This is a genomic window from Yonghaparkia sp. Soil809, from assembly GCF_001429705.1.
Taxonomy (GTDB): Bacteria; Actinomycetota; Actinomycetes; order Actinomycetales; family Microbacteriaceae; genus Microcella.
In genome coordinates, this window is sequence record NZ_LMSV01000002.1 from 325997 (window position 1) to 342576 (window position 16580).

The 16580-nt window shown below is 73.1% G+C and carries 16 protein-coding genes; 7 read left to right on the forward strand and 9 right to left on the reverse strand.

Translation table 11 applies throughout. The features are described 5' to 3' along the window. Nucleotides 1-55: 55 nt before the first annotated feature. Nucleotides 56-730, reverse strand: a complete 675-nt coding sequence (locus ASG83_RS09145) for a hypothetical protein (protein WP_156376810.1) — start codon at nt 728-730, stop codon at nt 56-58. A gap of 144 nt (nt 731-874) precedes the next feature. On the opposite strand from ASG83_RS09145, the gene clpX reads away from it, so the two are divergent. From clpX to ASG83_RS09160, 3 genes are all read left to right on the forward strand, one after another. Next, the gene (gene clpX / locus ASG83_RS09150; RefSeq protein ID WP_055860268.1) at nt 875-2152 is read left to right on the forward strand and encodes an ATP-dependent Clp protease ATP-binding subunit ClpX; all 1278 of its coding nucleotides are present in this window, start codon (nt 875-877) and stop codon (nt 2150-2152) included. An 87-nt stretch (nt 2153-2239) separates the two neighbouring features. Continuing rightward, nucleotides 2240-2764 carry a pyridoxal 5'-phosphate synthase gene (locus ASG83_RS09155; RefSeq protein ID WP_055860271.1) on the forward strand — a complete coding sequence of 175 codons (525 nt, stop codon included), beginning with the start codon at nt 2240-2242 and terminating at the stop codon, nt 2762-2764. Between the two features lie 197 nt (nt 2765-2961). Next, complete coding sequence (locus ASG83_RS09160; RefSeq protein WP_082515103.1) at nt 2962-4146, forward strand: MFS transporter; 1185 nt, start codon at nt 2962-2964, stop codon at nt 4144-4146. Here ASG83_RS09160 and ASG83_RS09165 read toward each other — a convergent pair. The 7 genes from ASG83_RS09165 to ASG83_RS09195 all read right to left on the reverse strand — a co-directional run bounded on the left by ASG83_RS09165 (nt 4143) and on the right by ASG83_RS09195 (nt 12239). Further along, nucleotides 4143-4814 carry a response regulator transcription factor gene (locus tag ASG83_RS09165; protein WP_055860274.1) on the reverse strand — a complete coding sequence of 224 codons (672 nt, stop codon included), beginning with the start codon at nt 4812-4814 and terminating at the stop codon, nt 4143-4145. The two genes, ASG83_RS09160 and ASG83_RS09165, sit on opposite strands and share 4 nt — an antisense overlap. A gap of 85 nt (nt 4815-4899) precedes the next feature. Beyond that, nucleotides 4900-6171 (reverse strand): hypothetical protein, encoded by a 1272-nt coding sequence (locus tag ASG83_RS09170; RefSeq protein WP_055860277.1) that lies wholly within the window; start codon nt 6169-6171, stop codon nt 4900-4902. Next, nucleotides 6168-7334, reverse strand: coding sequence for a sensor histidine kinase (locus ASG83_RS09175; protein ID WP_055860280.1), 1167 nt, complete (start codon nt 7332-7334; stop codon nt 6168-6170). Before ASG83_RS09175 ends, ASG83_RS09170 begins: the two co-directional genes overlap by 4 nt. 59 nt (nt 7335-7393) lie before the next feature. Then, nucleotides 7394-8365 carry a hypothetical protein gene (locus tag ASG83_RS09180; protein ID WP_055860283.1) on the reverse strand — a complete coding sequence of 324 codons (972 nt, stop codon included), beginning with the start codon at nt 8363-8365 and terminating at the stop codon, nt 7394-7396. 1 nt (nt 8366) lies between these two features. Continuing rightward, nucleotides 8367-9566 carry a homoserine O-acetyltransferase gene (locus ASG83_RS09185; RefSeq protein WP_055860286.1) on the reverse strand — a complete coding sequence of 400 codons (1200 nt, stop codon included), beginning with the start codon at nt 9564-9566 and terminating at the stop codon, nt 8367-8369. Between the two features lie 84 nt (nt 9567-9650). Next, on the reverse strand, nt 9651-10967 hold the full coding sequence (locus tag ASG83_RS09190; protein WP_055860289.1) for a bifunctional o-acetylhomoserine/o-acetylserine sulfhydrylase: 1317 nt from the start codon (nt 10965-10967) through the stop codon (nt 9651-9653). A gap of 138 nt (nt 10968-11105) precedes the next feature. Next, a complete protein-coding gene (locus ASG83_RS09195) occupies nt 11106-12239 on the reverse strand; it encodes an acyltransferase family protein (protein ID WP_055860292.1) in 1134 nt (377 codons plus the stop codon). A gap of 47 nt (nt 12240-12286) precedes the next feature. Between ASG83_RS09195 and ASG83_RS09200 the strand changes: the two genes are divergently transcribed. Genes ASG83_RS09200 through ASG83_RS09210 form a run of 3 tightly spaced genes read left to right on the forward strand, consistent with a single transcriptional unit; the run spans nt 12287 to nt 14355 of the window. Beyond that, nucleotides 12287-13078: an SDR family oxidoreductase gene (locus ASG83_RS09200; protein WP_055860295.1), complete on the forward strand. Its 792-nt coding sequence runs from the start codon at nt 12287-12289 to the stop codon at nt 13076-13078. Nucleotides 13079-13083: 5 nt separating this feature from the next. Beyond that, nucleotides 13084-13761 carry a uracil-DNA glycosylase gene (locus ASG83_RS09205; RefSeq protein ID WP_055860298.1) on the forward strand — a complete coding sequence of 226 codons (678 nt, stop codon included), beginning with the start codon at nt 13084-13086 and terminating at the stop codon, nt 13759-13761. A gap of 9 nt (nt 13762-13770) precedes the next feature. Next, complete coding sequence (locus ASG83_RS09210; RefSeq protein WP_055860302.1) at nt 13771-14355, forward strand: GNAT family N-acetyltransferase; 585 nt, start codon at nt 13771-13773, stop codon at nt 14353-14355. A 24-nt stretch (nt 14356-14379) separates the two neighbouring features. Here the strand turns inward: ASG83_RS09210 and ASG83_RS09215 are convergent, their stop codons facing one another. Continuing rightward, nucleotides 14380-15003 carry a hypothetical protein gene (locus tag ASG83_RS09215; protein ID WP_055860305.1) on the reverse strand — a complete coding sequence of 208 codons (624 nt, stop codon included), beginning with the start codon at nt 15001-15003 and terminating at the stop codon, nt 14380-14382. A 140-nt stretch (nt 15004-15143) separates the two neighbouring features. Between ASG83_RS09215 and ASG83_RS09220 the strand changes: the two genes are divergently transcribed. Then, complete coding sequence (locus ASG83_RS09220) at nt 15144-16574, forward strand: amidase (RefSeq protein WP_055860308.1); 1431 nt, start codon at nt 15144-15146, stop codon at nt 16572-16574. Nucleotides 16575-16580 lie beyond the last annotated feature (6 nt).

Consider the following 16580-nt stretch of genomic DNA (forward strand, 5'->3'; position numbering starts at 1 on the left):
CCCGGAGGCGGATCGACGGCGCGATGAATGTGGGGTCGCGGGATGCCCGGCGCGACTAGCGCGCGAGCGCGACCGCGGGCGGCCCGCGCCGCCCCGAGCCGCCGAGCACGACGACGGCCGGAAGGAGGCGCCGACCGGCGCCGCCGAGCGGGGCGCGACCGACCACGGGAGCCGCGGCCGCGACGACCGGCTCGAGCAGGCGCGCGAGCGCCAGCCCGAGCGCGTGCAGGGCCGCGGCGACGGCCTCCGAGCCTCGGCGCAGCAGCGCGTACGAGGTCAGGGCGGCGACGGCGTGGTGCAGCCCCATGAGCGCGGTCGCGCCGGCGAGCGGCGCGGCCGCCTCGACGGGGATGCCCGCGGGCGCGATCGCGACGGCGGCCGCCTCGATCGCGCCGTGCGCCGGGTGGCCGGCCGGGGCATCCGCGCCCGTGGCGACGGCGGCCCCGCCCGCCGGGCCCAGCAGCGAGAAGACGAGGTGAAAGACGGTCTGGTCGAGCGCGACGACGGCCGCGAGGCCGAGGCGCGACAGGCGGCCGGCACGGAGGGCCGAGAGCGCCGTCATACCGAGGAAGCCCGAGGCGCCGACGCCCACGAGAAGGGCGAGGGCGTGCGGTGCCGCGCCGCCCGCGAGGGTGTGGGCGGAGGCCGCGACGACCGTGGTGACGAGGGCGACGATCCACGACGCGGCGACGCGCGAGCGTCGGGCGGCCAGGTCGGCGTGCATCCTCATGTCCCTTCCAGGGTACGCCCGCGGCGGCGGGTCGAGCTGTGTTCGGAGCGGGGCCCGCGAGCGACGGGCGCGCGGGGGAGCGCGGCGCGTCACGAACGTCGGCTCGTCGGGCTAGGCTCGGGGTCAACCAGGGAGGAGGGCGCCATGGCCCGCATCGGAGAAAGCGCCGACCTGCTCAAGTGCTCGTTCTGCGGCAAGAGCCAGAAGCAGGTCCAGCAGCTCATCGCCGGCCCCGGCGTCTACATCTGCGACGAGTGCGTCGAGCTCTGCAACGAGATCATCGAGGAGCGTCTCGCCGAGTCGAACGAGCAGGCCACGGCCGAGTTCGAGCTCCCGAAGCCGAAGGAGATCTACGCCTTCCTCGAGGAGTACGTGATCGGCCAGGTCGCGGCGAAGAAGTCGCTCTCGGTCGCCGTCTACAACCACTACAAGCGCATCCGCGCCCGCCAGACCCTCACCGCGGCCGACCAGCTCGCCGACGACGTCGAGATCGCCAAGAGCAACATCCTGCTCATCGGCCCGACCGGCTGCGGCAAGACCTATCTCGCCCAGACGCTCGCGAAGCGACTCAACGTGCCCTTCGCCGTCGCCGACGCCACCGCTCTGACCGAGGCCGGCTACGTGGGGGAGGACGTGGAGAACATCCTCCTGAAGCTCATCCAGGCCGCCGACTACGACGTCAAGCGCGCCGAGACGGGCATCATCTACATCGACGAGGTCGACAAGATCGCCCGCAAGGCCGAGAACCCGTCGATCACGCGCGACGTCTCGGGCGAGGGCGTGCAGCAGGCGCTGCTGAAGATCCTCGAGGGCACCGTCGCGAGCGTCCCGCCGCAGGGCGGTCGCAAGCACCCGCACCAGGAGTTCATCCAGATCGACACGACGAACGTCCTGTTCATCGTCGCGGGCGCCTTCGCCGGCCTGGAGGACATCATCAGTCAGCGCGCGGGCAAGCGCGGCATCGGCTTCGGTGCCCCGCTGCACGACAAGGCGCAGGAGAAGAACATCTTCAGCGAGGTCCTGCCCGAAGACCTCCACAAGTTCGGCCTCATCCCCGAGTTCATCGGCCGCCTCCCCGTCGTCACGACGGTCTCGCCGCTCGACCGCTCGGCCCTCATCGACATCCTCACGACGCCGCGCAACGCGCTCGTGCGCCAGTACCAGCGCATGTTCGAGATCGACGGCGTCGAGCTGGAGTTCGAGCAGGACGCCCTCGACGCGATCGCCGACCTCGCCGTGCTGCGCCAGACCGGCGCTCGCGGCCTGCGCGCGATCCTGGAGGAGGTGCTCGGCCCGATCATGTTCGAGGTGCCCTCGAACGACCAGGTCGCGCGCGTCGTCGTCACCCGGGCCGCCGTGCTCGAGAACGCCGCGCCGACGATCGTGCCGCGCCGCCCCGTGCGCCGCGAGAAGAGCGCCTAGCCCGCCCGCACCTCTGCGCCGCGCGCGTCGACTGGGCGCGCGCACGCGCTCTCGCCGTGCGCAGGATGCCCGGTCTACGCTGACGCCATGATCGAGTCCCAGCGCGACCGCCTGCGAGCACTGCCCGACTTCCCCGCCGAGCTCCCGAGCTTCGACCCGGACTCCGCGCCCGCCGACCCGCAGCAGCTCTTCGTCGGCTGGCTCGACGACGCCCTCGCCCACGGCGTGCACCAGCCGCACGCCTTCACGCTCTCGACCGCGGGCCCCACCGGCCATGTGACGGCGCGCACGCTCATCCTCAAGGATCTCGTCGACGGTCTGTGGGTCTTCGCGGGCGCTCGCTCGACCCGCAAGGGGGTCGACCTCGCCGCGAACCCGTTCGCCTCCATGACCTTCTACTGGCCGGCCCGCGGTCGCCAGGTGCGCGTCACGGGCGAGGTCGAGGAGCTCTCGAGCGACGTCGCCGCGGCCGACTGGCGCGCCCGCCCCGCGAGCACGGGCGACGCCAACCCCGACTGGGCCGCGTGGGCGCTGAGCCCGACCGAGATCGAGTTCTGGCAGGCGCGGCACGACCGTGACCACGTGCGCCACTGGTACCGCTTCGGCGGCTGATCGGCGGCGGCATACCCCGGGGAGAGGCCGGCGACGGGAATGACTCAGCCGATCGAATCGTTTCGATAGGATGTCCGGGTCCCCGATCGCGAAGAGGTCCCGTGAGCTTCCCCACCGCCCCTGTGCCCGTCGTCGACCAGGACGAGTCCTTCGTCGCCCGTGATCGGCACGGCAGCCCGCTGAGCCGTCGCCGCGTCATCGCGGCGCTGCTGGCCCTGAGCCTCGGCGGGTTCGGCATCGGCTCGACCGAGTTCGTGGCGATGGGGCTGCTGCCCGAGCTCGCGATCGACCTGCTGCCGGGCATCCATGCTCAGGACCCCGATGTCGCGATCGCGCAGGCCGGCCTTCTCATCACCGCCTACGCGCTCGGCGTCGTCGTCGGCGCGCCGACGATCGCGGCGTTCGCGGCGCGCGTGCCTCGGCGCACCCTGCTGCTGTGGCTCGCGGCGGCGTTCACGCTCGGCACGATCGCCTCGGCGACCCTCCCGACCTTCGAGACGGTTCTCGCCGCGCGCTTCGTCGCGGCGCTGCCGCATGGCGCCTACTTCGGCGTCGCGGCCCTCGTCGCCGCCGACCTCATGGGGCCGGGCAAGCGCGGGCAGGGCGTCGCTCTCGTGCTCTCGGGTCTCACGGTCGCGACCGTCATCGGAGTCCCGATCATCACGTGGGTCGGCCAGCACGCCGGCTGGCGACCGGCCTACCTGCTCGTCGCCGCGCTGTTCGCGGCGACCTTCGTGGCGATCCGCGCGCTCGTGCCCCGGCAGCCGGGCGACCCGACGTCGACGGTCCGCTCCGAGCTCAGCGCCTTCGCCCGGCCCCAGGTCTGGATCTCCCTCGGCGTCGGCGCGGTCGGCTTCGGCGGCTTCTTCGCGATGTACACCTACATCGCCCCCATGATCACCGAGCTCGCCGGCCTGCCGGCAGCGGTGGTACCGGTGATCCTCATCTCCACCGGCATCGCGATGACGATGGGCAACCTCGTCGGCGGGCGCCTGGCCGACGGCGGCACGGTGCGCGCGATGTTCCAGGGCTTCGCGGCGCTCATCGGCTCCCTCCTGCTGCTGGGCGTCGTCGGCGGCACCGTCGTCGGGCTGTTCGTCGCGACATTCCTCGTCGGCTTCGCGGCGGCGACCGTGAGCCCGATCATCCAGACCCGATTGATGGATGTCGCGGGGCGGGCGCAGACGCTCGCGGCGGCCCTCAACCACTCGGCCCTGAATCTCGGCAACGCGAGCGGGGCGTTCCTCGGCGGGCTGGTCGTGGCCGCGGGCTGGGGCTATCTCGCGCCGGCGTGGGTCGGGCTCGCTCTCGCGGTCGGCGGCGCGGTGCTCGCCGTCGTGAGCGTCGCGATGGAGCGCCGCGCCCCGGCGGGGGACTCCTAGGCGGTGAAGGTGCCGGGCGCGTCGACGAGGATGCCGTCGGCGATCGCCTGCTTGCGCAGCCCGACCTTCGTGCCCACGTCGATGCCCGCGATGCGGTACTTCTCGCGGATGCGCTTGAGGTAGCTCTTCGCGGTCTCCTCCGAGATGCCGAGCTGGTAGGCGACGGCCTTCACGGGCTCGCCCGCGCCGTACAGCGCCATGACGCGGCGCTCCTGCGCGCTCAGGCGCGGCGAGCCGCCGACGTCGGCGGCGTTGAGGGCGAGGTCGAGCTCGGCCGAGATGAACGATTCGCCGGCCTTCGCCGCGCGGATCGCCTCGACGATCATGCCCGCGTCCTCGCTCTTGACGAGGTAGCCGAGCGCGCCGGCGTTGAGTGCCTCGCGGACCACGTTCGGCTCCGAGTAGGTGCTCATGAGCACGACCGAGACGCCCGTCGCGCGCAGGGTCTGGATCTTCAGCGAGACGGGGATGTTGTCCTTGAGGTCCAGGTCGAGCAGGACGACCTCGACGGGGAACTCGGGGTGGGCGAGCAGCTCGGGCCAGCTGGCGACGGCCGCGACCATCGAGATGTCGTCGGCGGCCTGGCGGATCCACTCGGTCAGGGCGCCGAGGAGCATGCGGTGGTCGTCGACGAGCGCCAGACGGATGGGGTCGCTTCCAGATGCCATAACTCGGGTCCTCCGACTCGGTGAGCAGGTGCTGCGGTGCTTCTGCTGCGGGCTCGCGCGCTTCGGGTGCGCTGCTCGCCCTCGCTCAGGTCGTGCGGCCCGCGTCGACAGGATTCTCGACGGGGCAGTCGATCTCGATGCGGACGATGCTCGATGCCGTGCTGTCACTGTACCGGCCGACCCGGTCCAGGGCCTCCCACACACCCGGATCGACACGATTCCGGCGCAGGCCTGCGATCTCCAGCCGGATGGGGATGATCGAGCGGCCCTCGGCGTCGACACGGCCGCTCGTCATGGGGCCGAGCTCGACGGTGACCGACTCGGCGGGCGTGGATCCGAGCGGGTCGGCCCCGAGCATCCACAGCGCCGCCAGGAGGGCGTCTCGCTGGACGTCGTCGAGGAGCCCCGCGAGGGTTCCCGGGTCGCTGATGGTGACGCGCCGGCCCAGCTGCTCCGACTCCGCGACGGCGTGGAAGAGCCAGGTCTCGCGGCGGCCCTCCAGCAGGTGCAGGCGCAGCTCGGTCGCGAGCGTCGCCGCGCGCGAGGAGTACTCCGGCGGGAGCGGGAGCGGGGTGCCGCCGACGGCGACGGCGTCCAGCAGCTCCTCCGCGGCGAGGTCGAGGCGCGCGAGCTCCTCCGAGGCGAGCATGCCCACCGCGAGGCGGGGCGCGGTGACGGTCGACTGGACGAGGACGCGGTCGAGCTCGCGCTTGAGCATCCGCTCGAATCCGGCGACGAGCAGCACGCCGGTGATGCCCGGGGCGACGGCGAGGGCGACCGTGACGATCTGGTGGGGGATGGTGACGGGCGTGAGCGGCGTGGTGAGCATGATCGCGACGAGGAAGGCCGCGCCGAGCGCGGCCGTCGCGACGAGCACCTCCCACCCCGCGCGCAGGGTCACCACGATGAGCAGCACGAACCCCGCGCTCACCGATGCCGTGGCGTAGCGGCCGATGTCGCCGAGCGGCGCGATCGTCATGAAGTCGAGCCACACGACGGCGGCGAGAGCGGCGAGGAAGAAGCCGTAGAGCCAGTCGGGCAGGCGCTCTCCCGTGGCCGAGATGGTGACGATGAGCCCCAGGAAGGTCACGAGCAGCAGCAGCCACGCCCCGAGGCCGGGCAGCAGGCTCGGGTACTCCTCGGCCCGCAGGAAGAACAGGCCGACGCCGAGGATCGACTGCAGCGCCGCGATGATCGCCATCCCGATGCCCAGGAACCCGGACCCGAGGGCGGAGGCGTGCGTGGAGCCCGCCGAGCCGCGGCGCACCGACGAGCGGGCGCCGGCGCGGCGGATGCTGCCGCCGAGCGTGCTCTCCTCCGGGAGCGTGTAGCGGGGGTTCGTGCGCGAGGAGCTCATCGCCGCGGCACCTCCAGCATCACGGTCGTGCCGGCTCCTGGAGTGGAGAAGACGCGGGCGCTGCCGCCGACGTTGCCGAGGCGCGCGACGACGGACTCGCGGAAGCCGAGGCGGTCGGGGCTGATCGACTCGGGAGAGAAGCCGACGCCGGCATCGGTGACGACCGCGCGGACGATGTCGTCGCTCTCGGTGATCGTCACGTCGGCCTCCTCGACGCCCGCGTGCCGGCGGACGTTCTCGAGGCACTCGGCGAGGGCGAGGAGGAAGGCGTCGAGCACGTCGTTGGGCAGCAGCACGTGGCCGGTGCCGTGCCAGCGCACCGTCAGCCCCATGCGCAGGAAGCGCTGCTTGACCGACTCGAGAGTCGTGCCGAGCGTCGTCTCGCCGACCGGCTCGAGGCTGTACGAGCCCGAGAACCGCGGCATGGGCGTCGAGCCGAGCCGCAGCTGGCGCAGCAGGCGCGCGTCCTCCTCGGCCTGCTGCCGAAGGGCGTCCTCGCTCACGCCGACGCCGGAGTGCGCCAGCAGGGTGAGCGTCGCGAGCACGGTGTCGTGGAGGAGGCGAGCGCCCTGGCGGCGCTGCGCCTCGAGCTCGCTGGCCTGGCGCTCGGCCTGGTGCGAGCGGCCGATCTGCTCGATGCGGCGCATCGCGCGCTGCACGCCCGCGGTGACCCAGATGCCGATGATGAGCGTGATGACCCAGCCGGCGAGGGTGGCGATCGCCGGAACGGAGACGAGCCCGCGCGTGGGGCCGGCCGTCGCGACCAGGACGCTCGAGCCGAGCGCGCCGAGCGCCCAGAGGATCCAGCGGCCGGTGCGCTCGCTCAGCACCATGCCGACCGCGCCGAGGCCGGCGGCGCCGAGCGGCGCGAGCGAGACGGGCAGGGCGACGTTCGCCGACTCGCCCCACGGGAGCTGAGCGAGCGCGAGCGCCCCGCAGCCGAGCACGATCGACAGGATCACCCAGCCGAGGTTCCCCGAGCGGCCCACCATGACCAGAGCGGCGGCCTGGCCCGCGAGCACGATGAGCACCGATGGCAGCACGTCGGGGTCGACGATCCCGGGCAGCGCGACGCAGATCGCCGTCAGGGCGACGCCGGCGAGCCCGAAGGCCCGGGCGGCGCGCTGGAGGAGCGTGCGGCGCTCCTTCGCGATCAGGTCCATGCTTCTCCGTCGAGGAGCGTCGGGTCGCTCCGGTGACAGTCTGTCACCTGCGGTGCGCGTCAGTCATTCGCGGCGCACGACGCGGTGAGGGCCGCGTAGAGCGCCTCCTTCGTCGCGTCGTCCGAGACGATCGTGACGGTGCCCGTCCGCTCCCCGAGCGCGACCCCGACGCGGAACAGCGTGCCCTGCTTGTCGTCGGCGATCGCGTGGGCATCGCACCGGTTGGGAGAGAAGCGCAGCGGCACGACGATCGGCGCGACGGTCGGGCTCGCGGGGTCCACGACGACATCGAGGGGGATGCCCTCCGCGCGCTCACCGGCGGCGTCGAGCGCGCCCAGCAGCACGGTGCCGCTCACGCTCATCAGGCGCACGACCTCCGCGCCGCCGCGGTCGCCGACCGGACCCTCCCGGGGCCGCACGACGAGCTCGACGCCGATCGTCCCGCCCGCGCCGCCGTCCGCCCGCACGCTCAGCTCCACCCGCTCGGCGACGGCCTGCGCGAAGCACGCGCTCTCGACCCAGGCCGCCCACTGACCGATGCGGTCGGTCGTCGGCACGCGCAGCTCGGTGACCGAGCCGTCGGCGAGCGGGACGAGCAGTACCGCCTCGGGGGCGTCGGGCGCGCGGCCCTCGGGCGAGGCGGGGCACCGGGGCTCGACGAGGGTCATCGGAAGATCCCGGGTGGCGCCGGCGGGGATGACGGCGTCGTCGATCCGCTCGAGCGCGGCGCTCAGGAGGGGCGATTCGAGTCGGGCTCCATCGAGGGCGAGCGCGGCATCCCCCTCATTGGTCACCGAGAGCTGGATGCCGTCGCGCGCGGCGTCGATGCGCGTGCGGTAGACCTCCGCCTCGACGGCGATCGCGTCGGTCGAGGCGGGGAGCGCCTCGACCGGGGCCGGGCGGGGCGGGGAGTCCGAGCCGGTCGCACCCGCGCATCCGGTCAGGCCGGCGGCGGCGAGGGCCGCCGAGAGGGCCGCGACCGCGACCCGTCCCGCCGTGCGCGCGGCAGGACGGGGCGGGCGCGCGCGCATGTCAGCTCGCGAGCAGCGCGGTCAGGCGGGGGCCGACGAGGTCGTCCTCGATGAGGAAGGCGTCGTGGCCGAAGGGGGAGGAGATGACGACGGCCTCCCGGCCGTGGATCGTCGAGGGCAGCGCGGCGGCGATCGCCTGCTGCTGCTCCACGGGGAAGAGGCGGTCGGTGTCGATGCCGAGCACGAGCGCGCGCGCTGTGACCCCCGCGAGCACCTCCGCGAGCGAGCCGCGGCCGCGCGTGATGTCGTGCGAGTTCATCGCCTCCACCAGGCGCACGTAGCTGTTGGCGTCGAAGCGGCGCGTGAACTTGTTGCCGTGGAAGTCGAGGTAGCTCTCGATGGCGAACCGCCCTCCGCCGCCGAGCGGGTCGAGCACGCCCTGCCACGACCGCTCGAAGCGCTCGTTGAGCTCGTCGGGAGAGCGGTAGTTGAGCAGGGCCATTCGCCGGGCGAGCGCGAGACCGCGGTACGGCCCCTCGGCCTCGTCGTAGTAGTCGCCGCCGCGGAAGGCCGGGTCCATCCGGATCGCCTCGAGCTGCACCGAGTTGAGGGCGATCTGGTCGGCGCTCGAGATCGCGGGCGCGGCCAGCACGGCCAGGCGCGCGACGCGCTCCGGGTGGGTGACGGCCCACTCGAGCGCGTGCATCCCGCCCATCGACCCGCCGATGACGGCGAAGAAGCGGTCGATGCCGAGCTGGTCGACGAGCAGGCGCTGCGCCGCGACCTGGTCCCGCACCGTGACGTACGGGAACCGCGAGCCCCACTCGGCGCCGTCGGGCGAGAAGGATGCGGGGCCCGTGGAGCCCTGGCAGCCGCCGAGCATGTTGGGGGCGACGACGAAGTAGCGGTCGGTGTCGATCGCGAGCCCGGGGCCGACGATGCCGCTCCACCATCCGGCGGTCGGATGCCCGCGCCCGGGTCGCCCGGTCAGGTGGCTGTCGCCCGTGAGCGCGTGGCAGACGAGGATGGCGTTGCTGCCGTCATCGTCCAGCTCGCCCCACGTCTCGTAGGCGAGTCGCACGTGCGGCAGCCGCGCGCCCGACTCCAGCGGGAGCGGCCCGAGGTTCGCGAACAGCCGATCGCCCGCGTCGTCGCCCTCGCGCCACGCCCCCGTGACCGGCGGTGTCCCGCGGAGGGCGCGCCGGTTCGCCTCGGTGATGAACGCCGAGGGCACGGTGTCTTCGGAGGTCTGCCAGTCCATGTCGACTCTCATTCTGGCGCAGACGACGCCGGGCCCCCGCCACTCGGTGGCGGGGGCCCGGCGAGAGCGGGCGGATGCCCGGTGTCAGTCCTCGCGGTTGGCCGCGACGACGGCGCGCGCGGCCGCGAACCCTGCCTCGAGGTCGGCGATGATGTCGTCGATGTGCTCGAGCCCGACCGAGAGCCGCACGAGCCCGGGCGTGACGCCCGCCGTCAGCTGCTGCTCGGGGGTGAGCTGCGAGTGCGTCGTCGACGCCGGGTGGATGATGAGGCTGCGCACGTCGCCGATGTTGGCGACGTGGCTGAACAGCTCGACCGAGTCCACGAGCGTGCGGCCGGCGTCGACGCCGCCCTTGAGCTCGAACGACAGCACCGCGCCGACGCCGCGCGGGGCGTACTTCTGGGCGGCCGCGTGCCAGGGGCTCGAGTCGAGCCCCGAGTAGTCGACCGTCGCGACATCGGGGTGGGCCTCGAGCCAGCGGGCGACCGCGAGCGCGTTCTCGACGTGGCGCTCGATGCGCAGGCTCAGAGTCTCGATGCCCTGGATGAGCGCGAAGGCGTTGTCGGGCGAGACGGCCGCGCCGATGTCGCGCAGCAGCTGCACGCGCGCCTTGATGATGTACGCGATGCCGTCGCCGAGCACGCCCGTGTAGCTCGCTCCGTGGTACGAGGGGTCGGGCTCGGTGAGGCCGGGGAACTTCTCGGCGTTCTGCGACCACGCGAACTTCCCGCCGTCGACGATCACGCCGCCGAGGACGGTGCCGTGACCGCCGAGGAACTTCGTCGCCGAGTGGACGACGATGTCGGCGCCGTGCTCGAAGGGGCGGATCAGGTACGGGGTGGCGATCGTGTTGTCGACGATGAGCGGGAGGCCGTTCTCGTGCGCGACCGCCGCGACGCTCTCGATGTCGAGGATGTTCACCTTGGGGTTGCCGACCGTCTCGCCGAAGAACAGCTTCGTGTTCGGGCGCACGGCGGCGGCCCACGCCGCGGGGTCGTCCTGGTCCTCGACGAACGTCGTCTCGATGCCGAGCTTCGCGAGCGTGTACTTGAAGAGGTTGTAGGTGCCGCCGTAGATGCTCGAGGACGACACGATGTGGTCGCCCGCCTGCGCGATGTTGAGCACCGCGTACGTCGTCGCGGCCTGGCCGGAGGCGAGCAGCAGGGCGGCGGTTCCGCCCTCGAGCGCGGCGACGCGCTGCTCGACGACGTCCTGGGTGGGGTTCTGGATGCGCGTGTAGATGTTGCCGAACTCGGCGAGCGCGAAGAGGTTCTTGGCGTGCTGCGCGTCGTCGAAGACGTAGGCCGTCGAGCGGTAGATCGGCGTCGCGCGCGCCTTCGTGGTCGGGTCGGGCTGGGCGCCGGCGTGGATCTGCAGCGTCTCGAACTGGTAGTCGCTCATCGGGGTTGCTCCTCGTGGGGTCGCGGGCCGGACGGTCGGCGCCCGGTGCACGCCCACGCTACGGAGGCCGGCATCCGACGGTCAATGGCACCGACACACGCCGTAACGCGCTCGGCCGGGCGCTCGACCCGCGCGCCGTCAGCGCCGGCGCGCGCCCGTCGGATCGGTGCGCGACGGGCCGATGCGCAGCGGGCCGGTCCTGGTCTCCTCCGCCGGGCGGAAGATCCACGACGGCTTCGGCTCGATGATCGGGCGGGTGACGCGCCGCACCCACGGGCTCGCGAGCAGCACCGTGATCGCGACGCTCGCGAACAGCAGCCCGAGCAGCCACGTGAGGGACGAGTTCTCGCCGCCGATCACTCCCGACTCCCGGATCGGCCACAGGACGAACGAGTGCAGCAGGTACACGTACATCGTCGACTGGCCGAACGCCGTCATCCACGTCTCGTGCCGCGGCACGAGCACGAACACGGCCGCGGTCAGCAGCATCGCGAGCGCGATGAGCAGCAGCCGCACCGCGCCGGCCCACCACTGGTCCTCGCCGAGGCCCTCGTAGGAGTCGTCGTAGAAGAACCAGAAGCGGAGGTCCATCGCGCGCCACACGTCGATGAAGGCCACGAGCACGGCGCCCCACGCCACGAGCACACCGGCGGCGATGAGGCGAGCGGGCACCGTCTGCCGCTCGACGAGGCGCCAGCGGTCGACGAGGCCCCACTCCTTGAGCTTCCAGCCCAGGACGAAGAACGGCAGGATCCCGATCGCGCGCGAGAGCGAGAAGGTCGAGTCGACGTTCGTGAGGTACCCCACGCCGACCGAGAAGACGATCGCCCACAGCAGCGGCCAGCGGACGAGCGCGAGGTAGGGCAGCACGAGCCGGAAGATGCCGAGCGCGAGGAGGAACCACAGGGTCCACGACGGCGTCGTCGGGTTGAGCGCGAGCGTGCCGGAGGCCGCGAACTGCAGCAGTGTCCAGATCGTCTCCATGATCACGTAGGGCAGGAGGATGTCGGTGATCACGCGCTGCATCTGGCGGGCGGTCGGCGGCCCGGACTTCGAGAAGTACCCGCTGATGATCGCGAACGCCGGCATGTGGAAGGCGTAGATGAAGAGATAGACGACGAGCGCGTTGTCGCTCTCGTAGGTGAGCCGCTGGATGGCGTGACCGGCGACGACGAGTGCGATGCACACGAAGCGCGCGTTGTCCCAGAACGGGACCCGCTCGCGCGGGGGTCGGGCCCGGGCTGGCGCGATCGCCGTCGTCGTGGTGCTCATCCGCCCAGGCTAGGGCAGGGGCGCGAGCGCGGGGGTAGCGTTGCCCCATGACCGACTCCACCACCGCCCCGACCCTGCGCGCCGTCGTCACGGGGGCGAGCTCCGGCATCGGCGCCGCCACCGTCCGCCTCCTGCGCTCCCACGGCTGGGAGGTGACCGCCGTCGCTCGCCGGGCCGACCGGCTCGCGGCGCTCGCCGAGGAGACCGGGTGCTCGGTCGTCGTCGCCGATCTGACCGTCGCGAGCGATGCGGATGCCCTGGCCGAACGGGTGCGCGCGGCCGGCCCCCTGCACGCTCTCGTCGCCAACGCGGGCGGAGCCATCGGCGCCGACCCGGTCGAGTCGGTCTCCGCCCAGGTGCTCGCCGACTCCTTCGCCCTGAACGTCCTCACCGCGCACGCCGCCATCGCGGCGCTCCTGCCCTCGCTGCGGCAGGGCGCGGCCGAGCGCGGATCGGGCGACATCGTCGCGGTCACCTCCACGGCCGGCCAGGTCGCCTACGAGGGCGGCGGCGCCTACAACGCCGCGAAGTTCGCCCTCCGCGGGCTGCTGGGCGCGCTGCGGCTCGAGCTCGCGGGCGAGCCCCTGCGAGTCGTGCAGATCGCGCCGGGAATGGTGCGTACGGAGGAGTTCGCGATCAAGCGCCTCGGCGGCGACACGGCGAAGGTCGAGGCTCTCTACGCCGGGGTCGAGCATCCGCTGCTCGCGGAGGACATCGCGGAGGCCATCGTCCACGCCATCGAGCTGCCCGGCCACGTCAACCTCGACGAGGTGACCATCCGTCCCGTCGCGCAGGCCGCGCAGCACAAGCTCGTGCGCGAGCCGCTGCGGGTGCGCTAGCAGAGGTGCGTGGCCCCCTCGACGGCCTCGTCGCGCCCGACTGGTCCGACGCGCTCGCCCCTGTCGCCGACCGCGCCGTCGCGCTCCTGGCCGAGCTCGAGTCCGAGTCCGCCGCCGGCTCGCCCTTCCTGCCCGAGGCGCCCCTCGTGCTGCGCGCCCTCCGCACGCCGCTCTCCGACGTCCGCGTGCTGATCCTGGGGCAGGACCCGTACCCGACCCCCGGGCACCCGATCGGCCTGAGCTTCGCCGTCGACCGCGATGTGCGCCCGCTCCCGCGCAGCCTCGTGAACATCTACCGCGAGCTGCGCGACGACCTCGGCATCGCCACCCCCGAGCACGGCGACCTCTCGGCCTGGCAGAGGCAGGGCGTGCTGCTGCTCAACCGCGTCCTCACGGTGCGACCGGGCTCGCCGGGCTCGCACCGCGGGCGGGGCTGGGAGGAGGTGACGGGATGCGCGGTGCGCGCGCTCGCGGAGCGGGGAGGCCCGCTCGTGGCCATCCTGTGGGGCCGCGATGCGCAGTCGGCGCTGCCGCTGCTCGGCGACGTCCCCGTCGTCGGGAGCGCGCATCCCAGCCCCCTGTCGGCGCGCACGGGATTCTTCGGCTCCCGCCCGTTCTCGCGCGCGAACGCGCTCCTTCTCGCGCAGGGCGGCGCCGCGGTCGACTGGTCGCTGCCCGCCTAGACTGGGCGCGTGCTGGAGGAGGAGTACCAACCGCGACGCGTGCTGCCGCCGCACCTGCGCAAGCAGCCCGAGCCGGAGGCGCCGTTCGCGTACACGATCCGCGAGGCGACCGAGGCCGACCTGCCCTGGGTGCGCGAGATCTACAACCACTACGTCGCGAACTCGACCGTCACCTTCGATGAGAAGCCGTGGACCCTCCGGGCGCTCAAGACGAAGTTCGCGAAGGTGCGCTCGCTCGGCCACCCCTTCCTCGTCGCCGAGTCGCCCGCGGGCGTCATCCTCGGCTTCGCCTACGTGTACCCGTGGAAGGAGAAGGCCGCCTACCGCTTCACGGTCGAGAACTCGATCTACCTCGGCCCGGCGTCCACCGGCAAGGGGCTCGGGCGATCGCTGCTCGGCGAGCTGCTCGAGCGCTCGCGCGCCGCGGGCATCAAGGAGGTCATCGCGGTCATCGCCGACCGCGGGGCGGAGGCGTCGATCGCCCTCCACGAGAGCTTCGGGTTCCGGAAGACCGGCGAGATGGCGCGCGTCGGCTTCAAGTTCGAGCGCTGGCTCGGCATCGTGATGCTGCAGAAGTCGCTCAAGAAGCGCTGACGCGCCGGCGAGGCCGTGAGCCGATCAGTTGTAGACGACGTCGAGGATGTCGCCCGCGATCACGACGGCCTCCTCGTAGAAGACCTCGCCGCCCAGAAGAGTGATGACCGAGATCCAGGCGTCGTCGGTGATGACGTGATGCACGGCGCCGGGGCCCTCCTCGTCGCCGAGGACCCAGAAGGTCGCATCGCCGTTCTCGGTCGCTCCCGTGTTGAGCCCCTGCGAGGTGAGGTCGGTCACGATCTGCGCGCGCGTCGCCGTCGAGACGGGGGCGACGCTGAGGGTGAAGGCGGCGATGTTGGGCCGGGCCTCGTCCTCGTAGAAGCAGCTGATGCCGCCCGCGGCCTCCTCGCGCGTCGGCTCGGGCAGGTAGGTCGCGCCGATCTCCGTGCCCGGACCGCCGACGAGCACGATGCCCTGGTCGAGGAAGGACGCGACGCGCGCCTCGGGGAGGATCGTCGTGCAGTCGGTCGGCATCGCGAACGTCTCCACGACCGGCTCGGGCTCGGCGGTCTCGACCGGCTCGGGCGACGTCGTCGGCTCGGCCGTCTCGACCGCCGCCGGCTCCTCCGGCTCGCTCGCGCAGCCGACGAGGCCGAGGGCGAGGACGAGCGCCGTGGCGCTCGAGAGCAGGCGGATCGGGGTCATGGCACTCCTAGGCTGCGAGATCGTCGGCGCGAATCTAACAGTCGGCGCACCGCCGGAACTCCGACCGGGCACGTGCGAGAGGCGGGGACGGGCCTTCGTTGCCGAATCGTTGCACGGGTGCCGTCGCTAGGCTCGCGAGGGTGTTCGAACTCCACCATCTGACCGCCCTCGAGCAGTGGGAATGGCTGCACGCGGGACGCGTCTCGCCGAGCGAGCTGCTCGAGCACTACCTCGCGCGCGTCGAGCGGCTCAACCCGGCCGTCGGCGCCCTCACCGTCGTCGAGCCCGAGCGCGCCCGTGCCCGCGCGCGCGAGGTCGAGAGCTCCGTGCCGCCCACCGCGCCGCTGTGGGGGCTCCCGATCGCCGACAAGGAGCTCGTTCCCCGCGCGGGTCAGCGCACGAGCTACGGGTCGCGACTGCACGCGGACGCGATCGCGACCGACTCGCACGAGCTCGTCGAGCAGCTGGACGCGGCCGGTGCGGTGAGCGTCGGCGCGAGCGCGGCGCCCGAGTACGGTCTCGCCTCGTACACGGAGTCGCTCATCGCTCCTCCCGCGCGCAACCCGTACGACCTCGCGCGCGGCGCCGGCGGGTCGAGCGGGGGAGCCGCCGCGGCGGTCGCGGCCGGGCTCCTCCCCGTCGCGCCGGGCAGCGACGGCGGCGGCAGCATCCGCATCCCCGCCGCCGCCTGCGGTCTCGTGGGGCTCAAGCCCTCGCGGGGCAGGCTGCCGGGGGGCAGCGGGCTCGACCGGCTCGCGGGCCTCGTCGTCCCCGGCCCCATCGCGCGAACGGTGGCGGATGCCGCCCTCCTGCTCGACGCCCTCGCGACCGCGACGCCCTGGGAGTTCGCGACGCGCGCGCCGAGCCCGCACGACGGCCCGTTCCTCGGTGCGGCGGTGCGCGGAGAGGGCCGCTTCCAGCTCGGAGTCATGACGAGCTCCCCGTGGGACGCGTGGACGGACATCGGCATCGCCCCCGAGGCCCGAGCCGCCCTCGAGGAGGCGGTCACCGAGCTCGCGGCGCTCGGCCACGGCGTCGAGGATATCTCGCTCGACGCGGAGCCCGACTACGGCCCCCATTTCCGCACGGTGTGGATGGCGGGCGCCGCGGGGATCCCCGCCCGCACCGACGCCGAGCTCGCGCTGCTCGAGCCGCTCACCGCGTGGCTCGTCGAGCGCGGGCGAGCGCTGCCGGTCGAGCGGCTCCTCGAGTCGCTCGCCTGGCTCACGGGCTTCGAGCGCCGGGTCATCCGCCGCTTCTCGAGCGTCGACGTCGTCGTGACGCCCGCCGTCGCGATGACGCCGCGCCCGCTCGGCTGGTACGACGCCGCGGATGCGGAGCGCAACTTCGAGCAGCAGGTGCAGTACACGCCGTGGACGAGCTTCGTGAACGTCAGCGGACTCCCCGCCCTCACCCTCCCCGTGGGCCTCACGTCGGGCGACTCGGCGGAGCCCGGGCTCCCGATGGGCATCCAGCTGATCGGCCGGCCCGGCGGCGAGGCCGACCTGCTCGCCCTCGGCGCGCAGTGGGAGCGCCGTCGGCGGGTGCGGCTCCACCCGCCGCAGTGGTGATCCCGC

What these genes read in the sequence shown, in the direction of transcription:
- ASG83_RS09155 (WP_055860271.1), top strand. Translation starts at nt 2,240, where the DNA reads ATGATCGAGTCCCAGCGCGACCGCCTGCGAGCACTGCCCGACTTCCCC.
- ASG83_RS09170 (WP_055860277.1), bottom strand. Translation starts at nt 6,171, where the DNA reads ATGAGCTCCTCGCGCACGAACCCCCGCTACACGCTCCCGGAGGAGAGC.
- clpX (WP_055860268.1), top strand. Translation starts at nt 875, where the DNA reads ATGGCCCGCATCGGAGAAAGCGCCGACCTGCTCAAGTGCTCGTTCTGC.
- ASG83_RS09185 (WP_055860286.1), bottom strand. Translation starts at nt 9,566, where the DNA reads ATGGACTGGCAGACCTCCGAAGACACCGTGCCCTCGGCGTTCATCACC.
- ASG83_RS09175 (WP_055860280.1), bottom strand. Translation starts at nt 7,334, where the DNA reads ATGGACCTGATCGCGAAGGAGCGCCGCACGCTCCTCCAGCGCGCCGCC.
- ASG83_RS09195 (WP_055860292.1), bottom strand. Translation starts at nt 12,239, where the DNA reads ATGAGCACCACGACGACGGCGATCGCGCCAGCCCGGGCCCGACCCCCG.
- ASG83_RS09145 (WP_156376810.1), bottom strand. Translation starts at nt 730, where the DNA reads ATGAGGATGCACGCCGACCTGGCCGCCCGACGCTCGCGCGTCGCCGCG.
- ASG83_RS09190 (WP_055860289.1), bottom strand. Translation starts at nt 10,967, where the DNA reads ATGAGCGACTACCAGTTCGAGACGCTGCAGATCCACGCCGGCGCCCAG.
- ASG83_RS09165 (WP_055860274.1), bottom strand. Translation starts at nt 4,814, where the DNA reads ATGGCATCTGGAAGCGACCCCATCCGTCTGGCGCTCGTCGACGACCAC.
- ASG83_RS09180 (WP_055860283.1), bottom strand. Translation starts at nt 8,365, where the DNA reads ATGCGCGCGCGCCCGCCCCGTCCTGCCGCGCGCACGGCGGGACGGGTC.
- ASG83_RS09200 (WP_055860295.1), top strand. Translation starts at nt 12,287, where the DNA reads ATGACCGACTCCACCACCGCCCCGACCCTGCGCGCCGTCGTCACGGGG.
- ASG83_RS09215 (WP_055860305.1), bottom strand. Translation starts at nt 15,003, where the DNA reads ATGACCCCGATCCGCCTGCTCTCGAGCGCCACGGCGCTCGTCCTCGCC.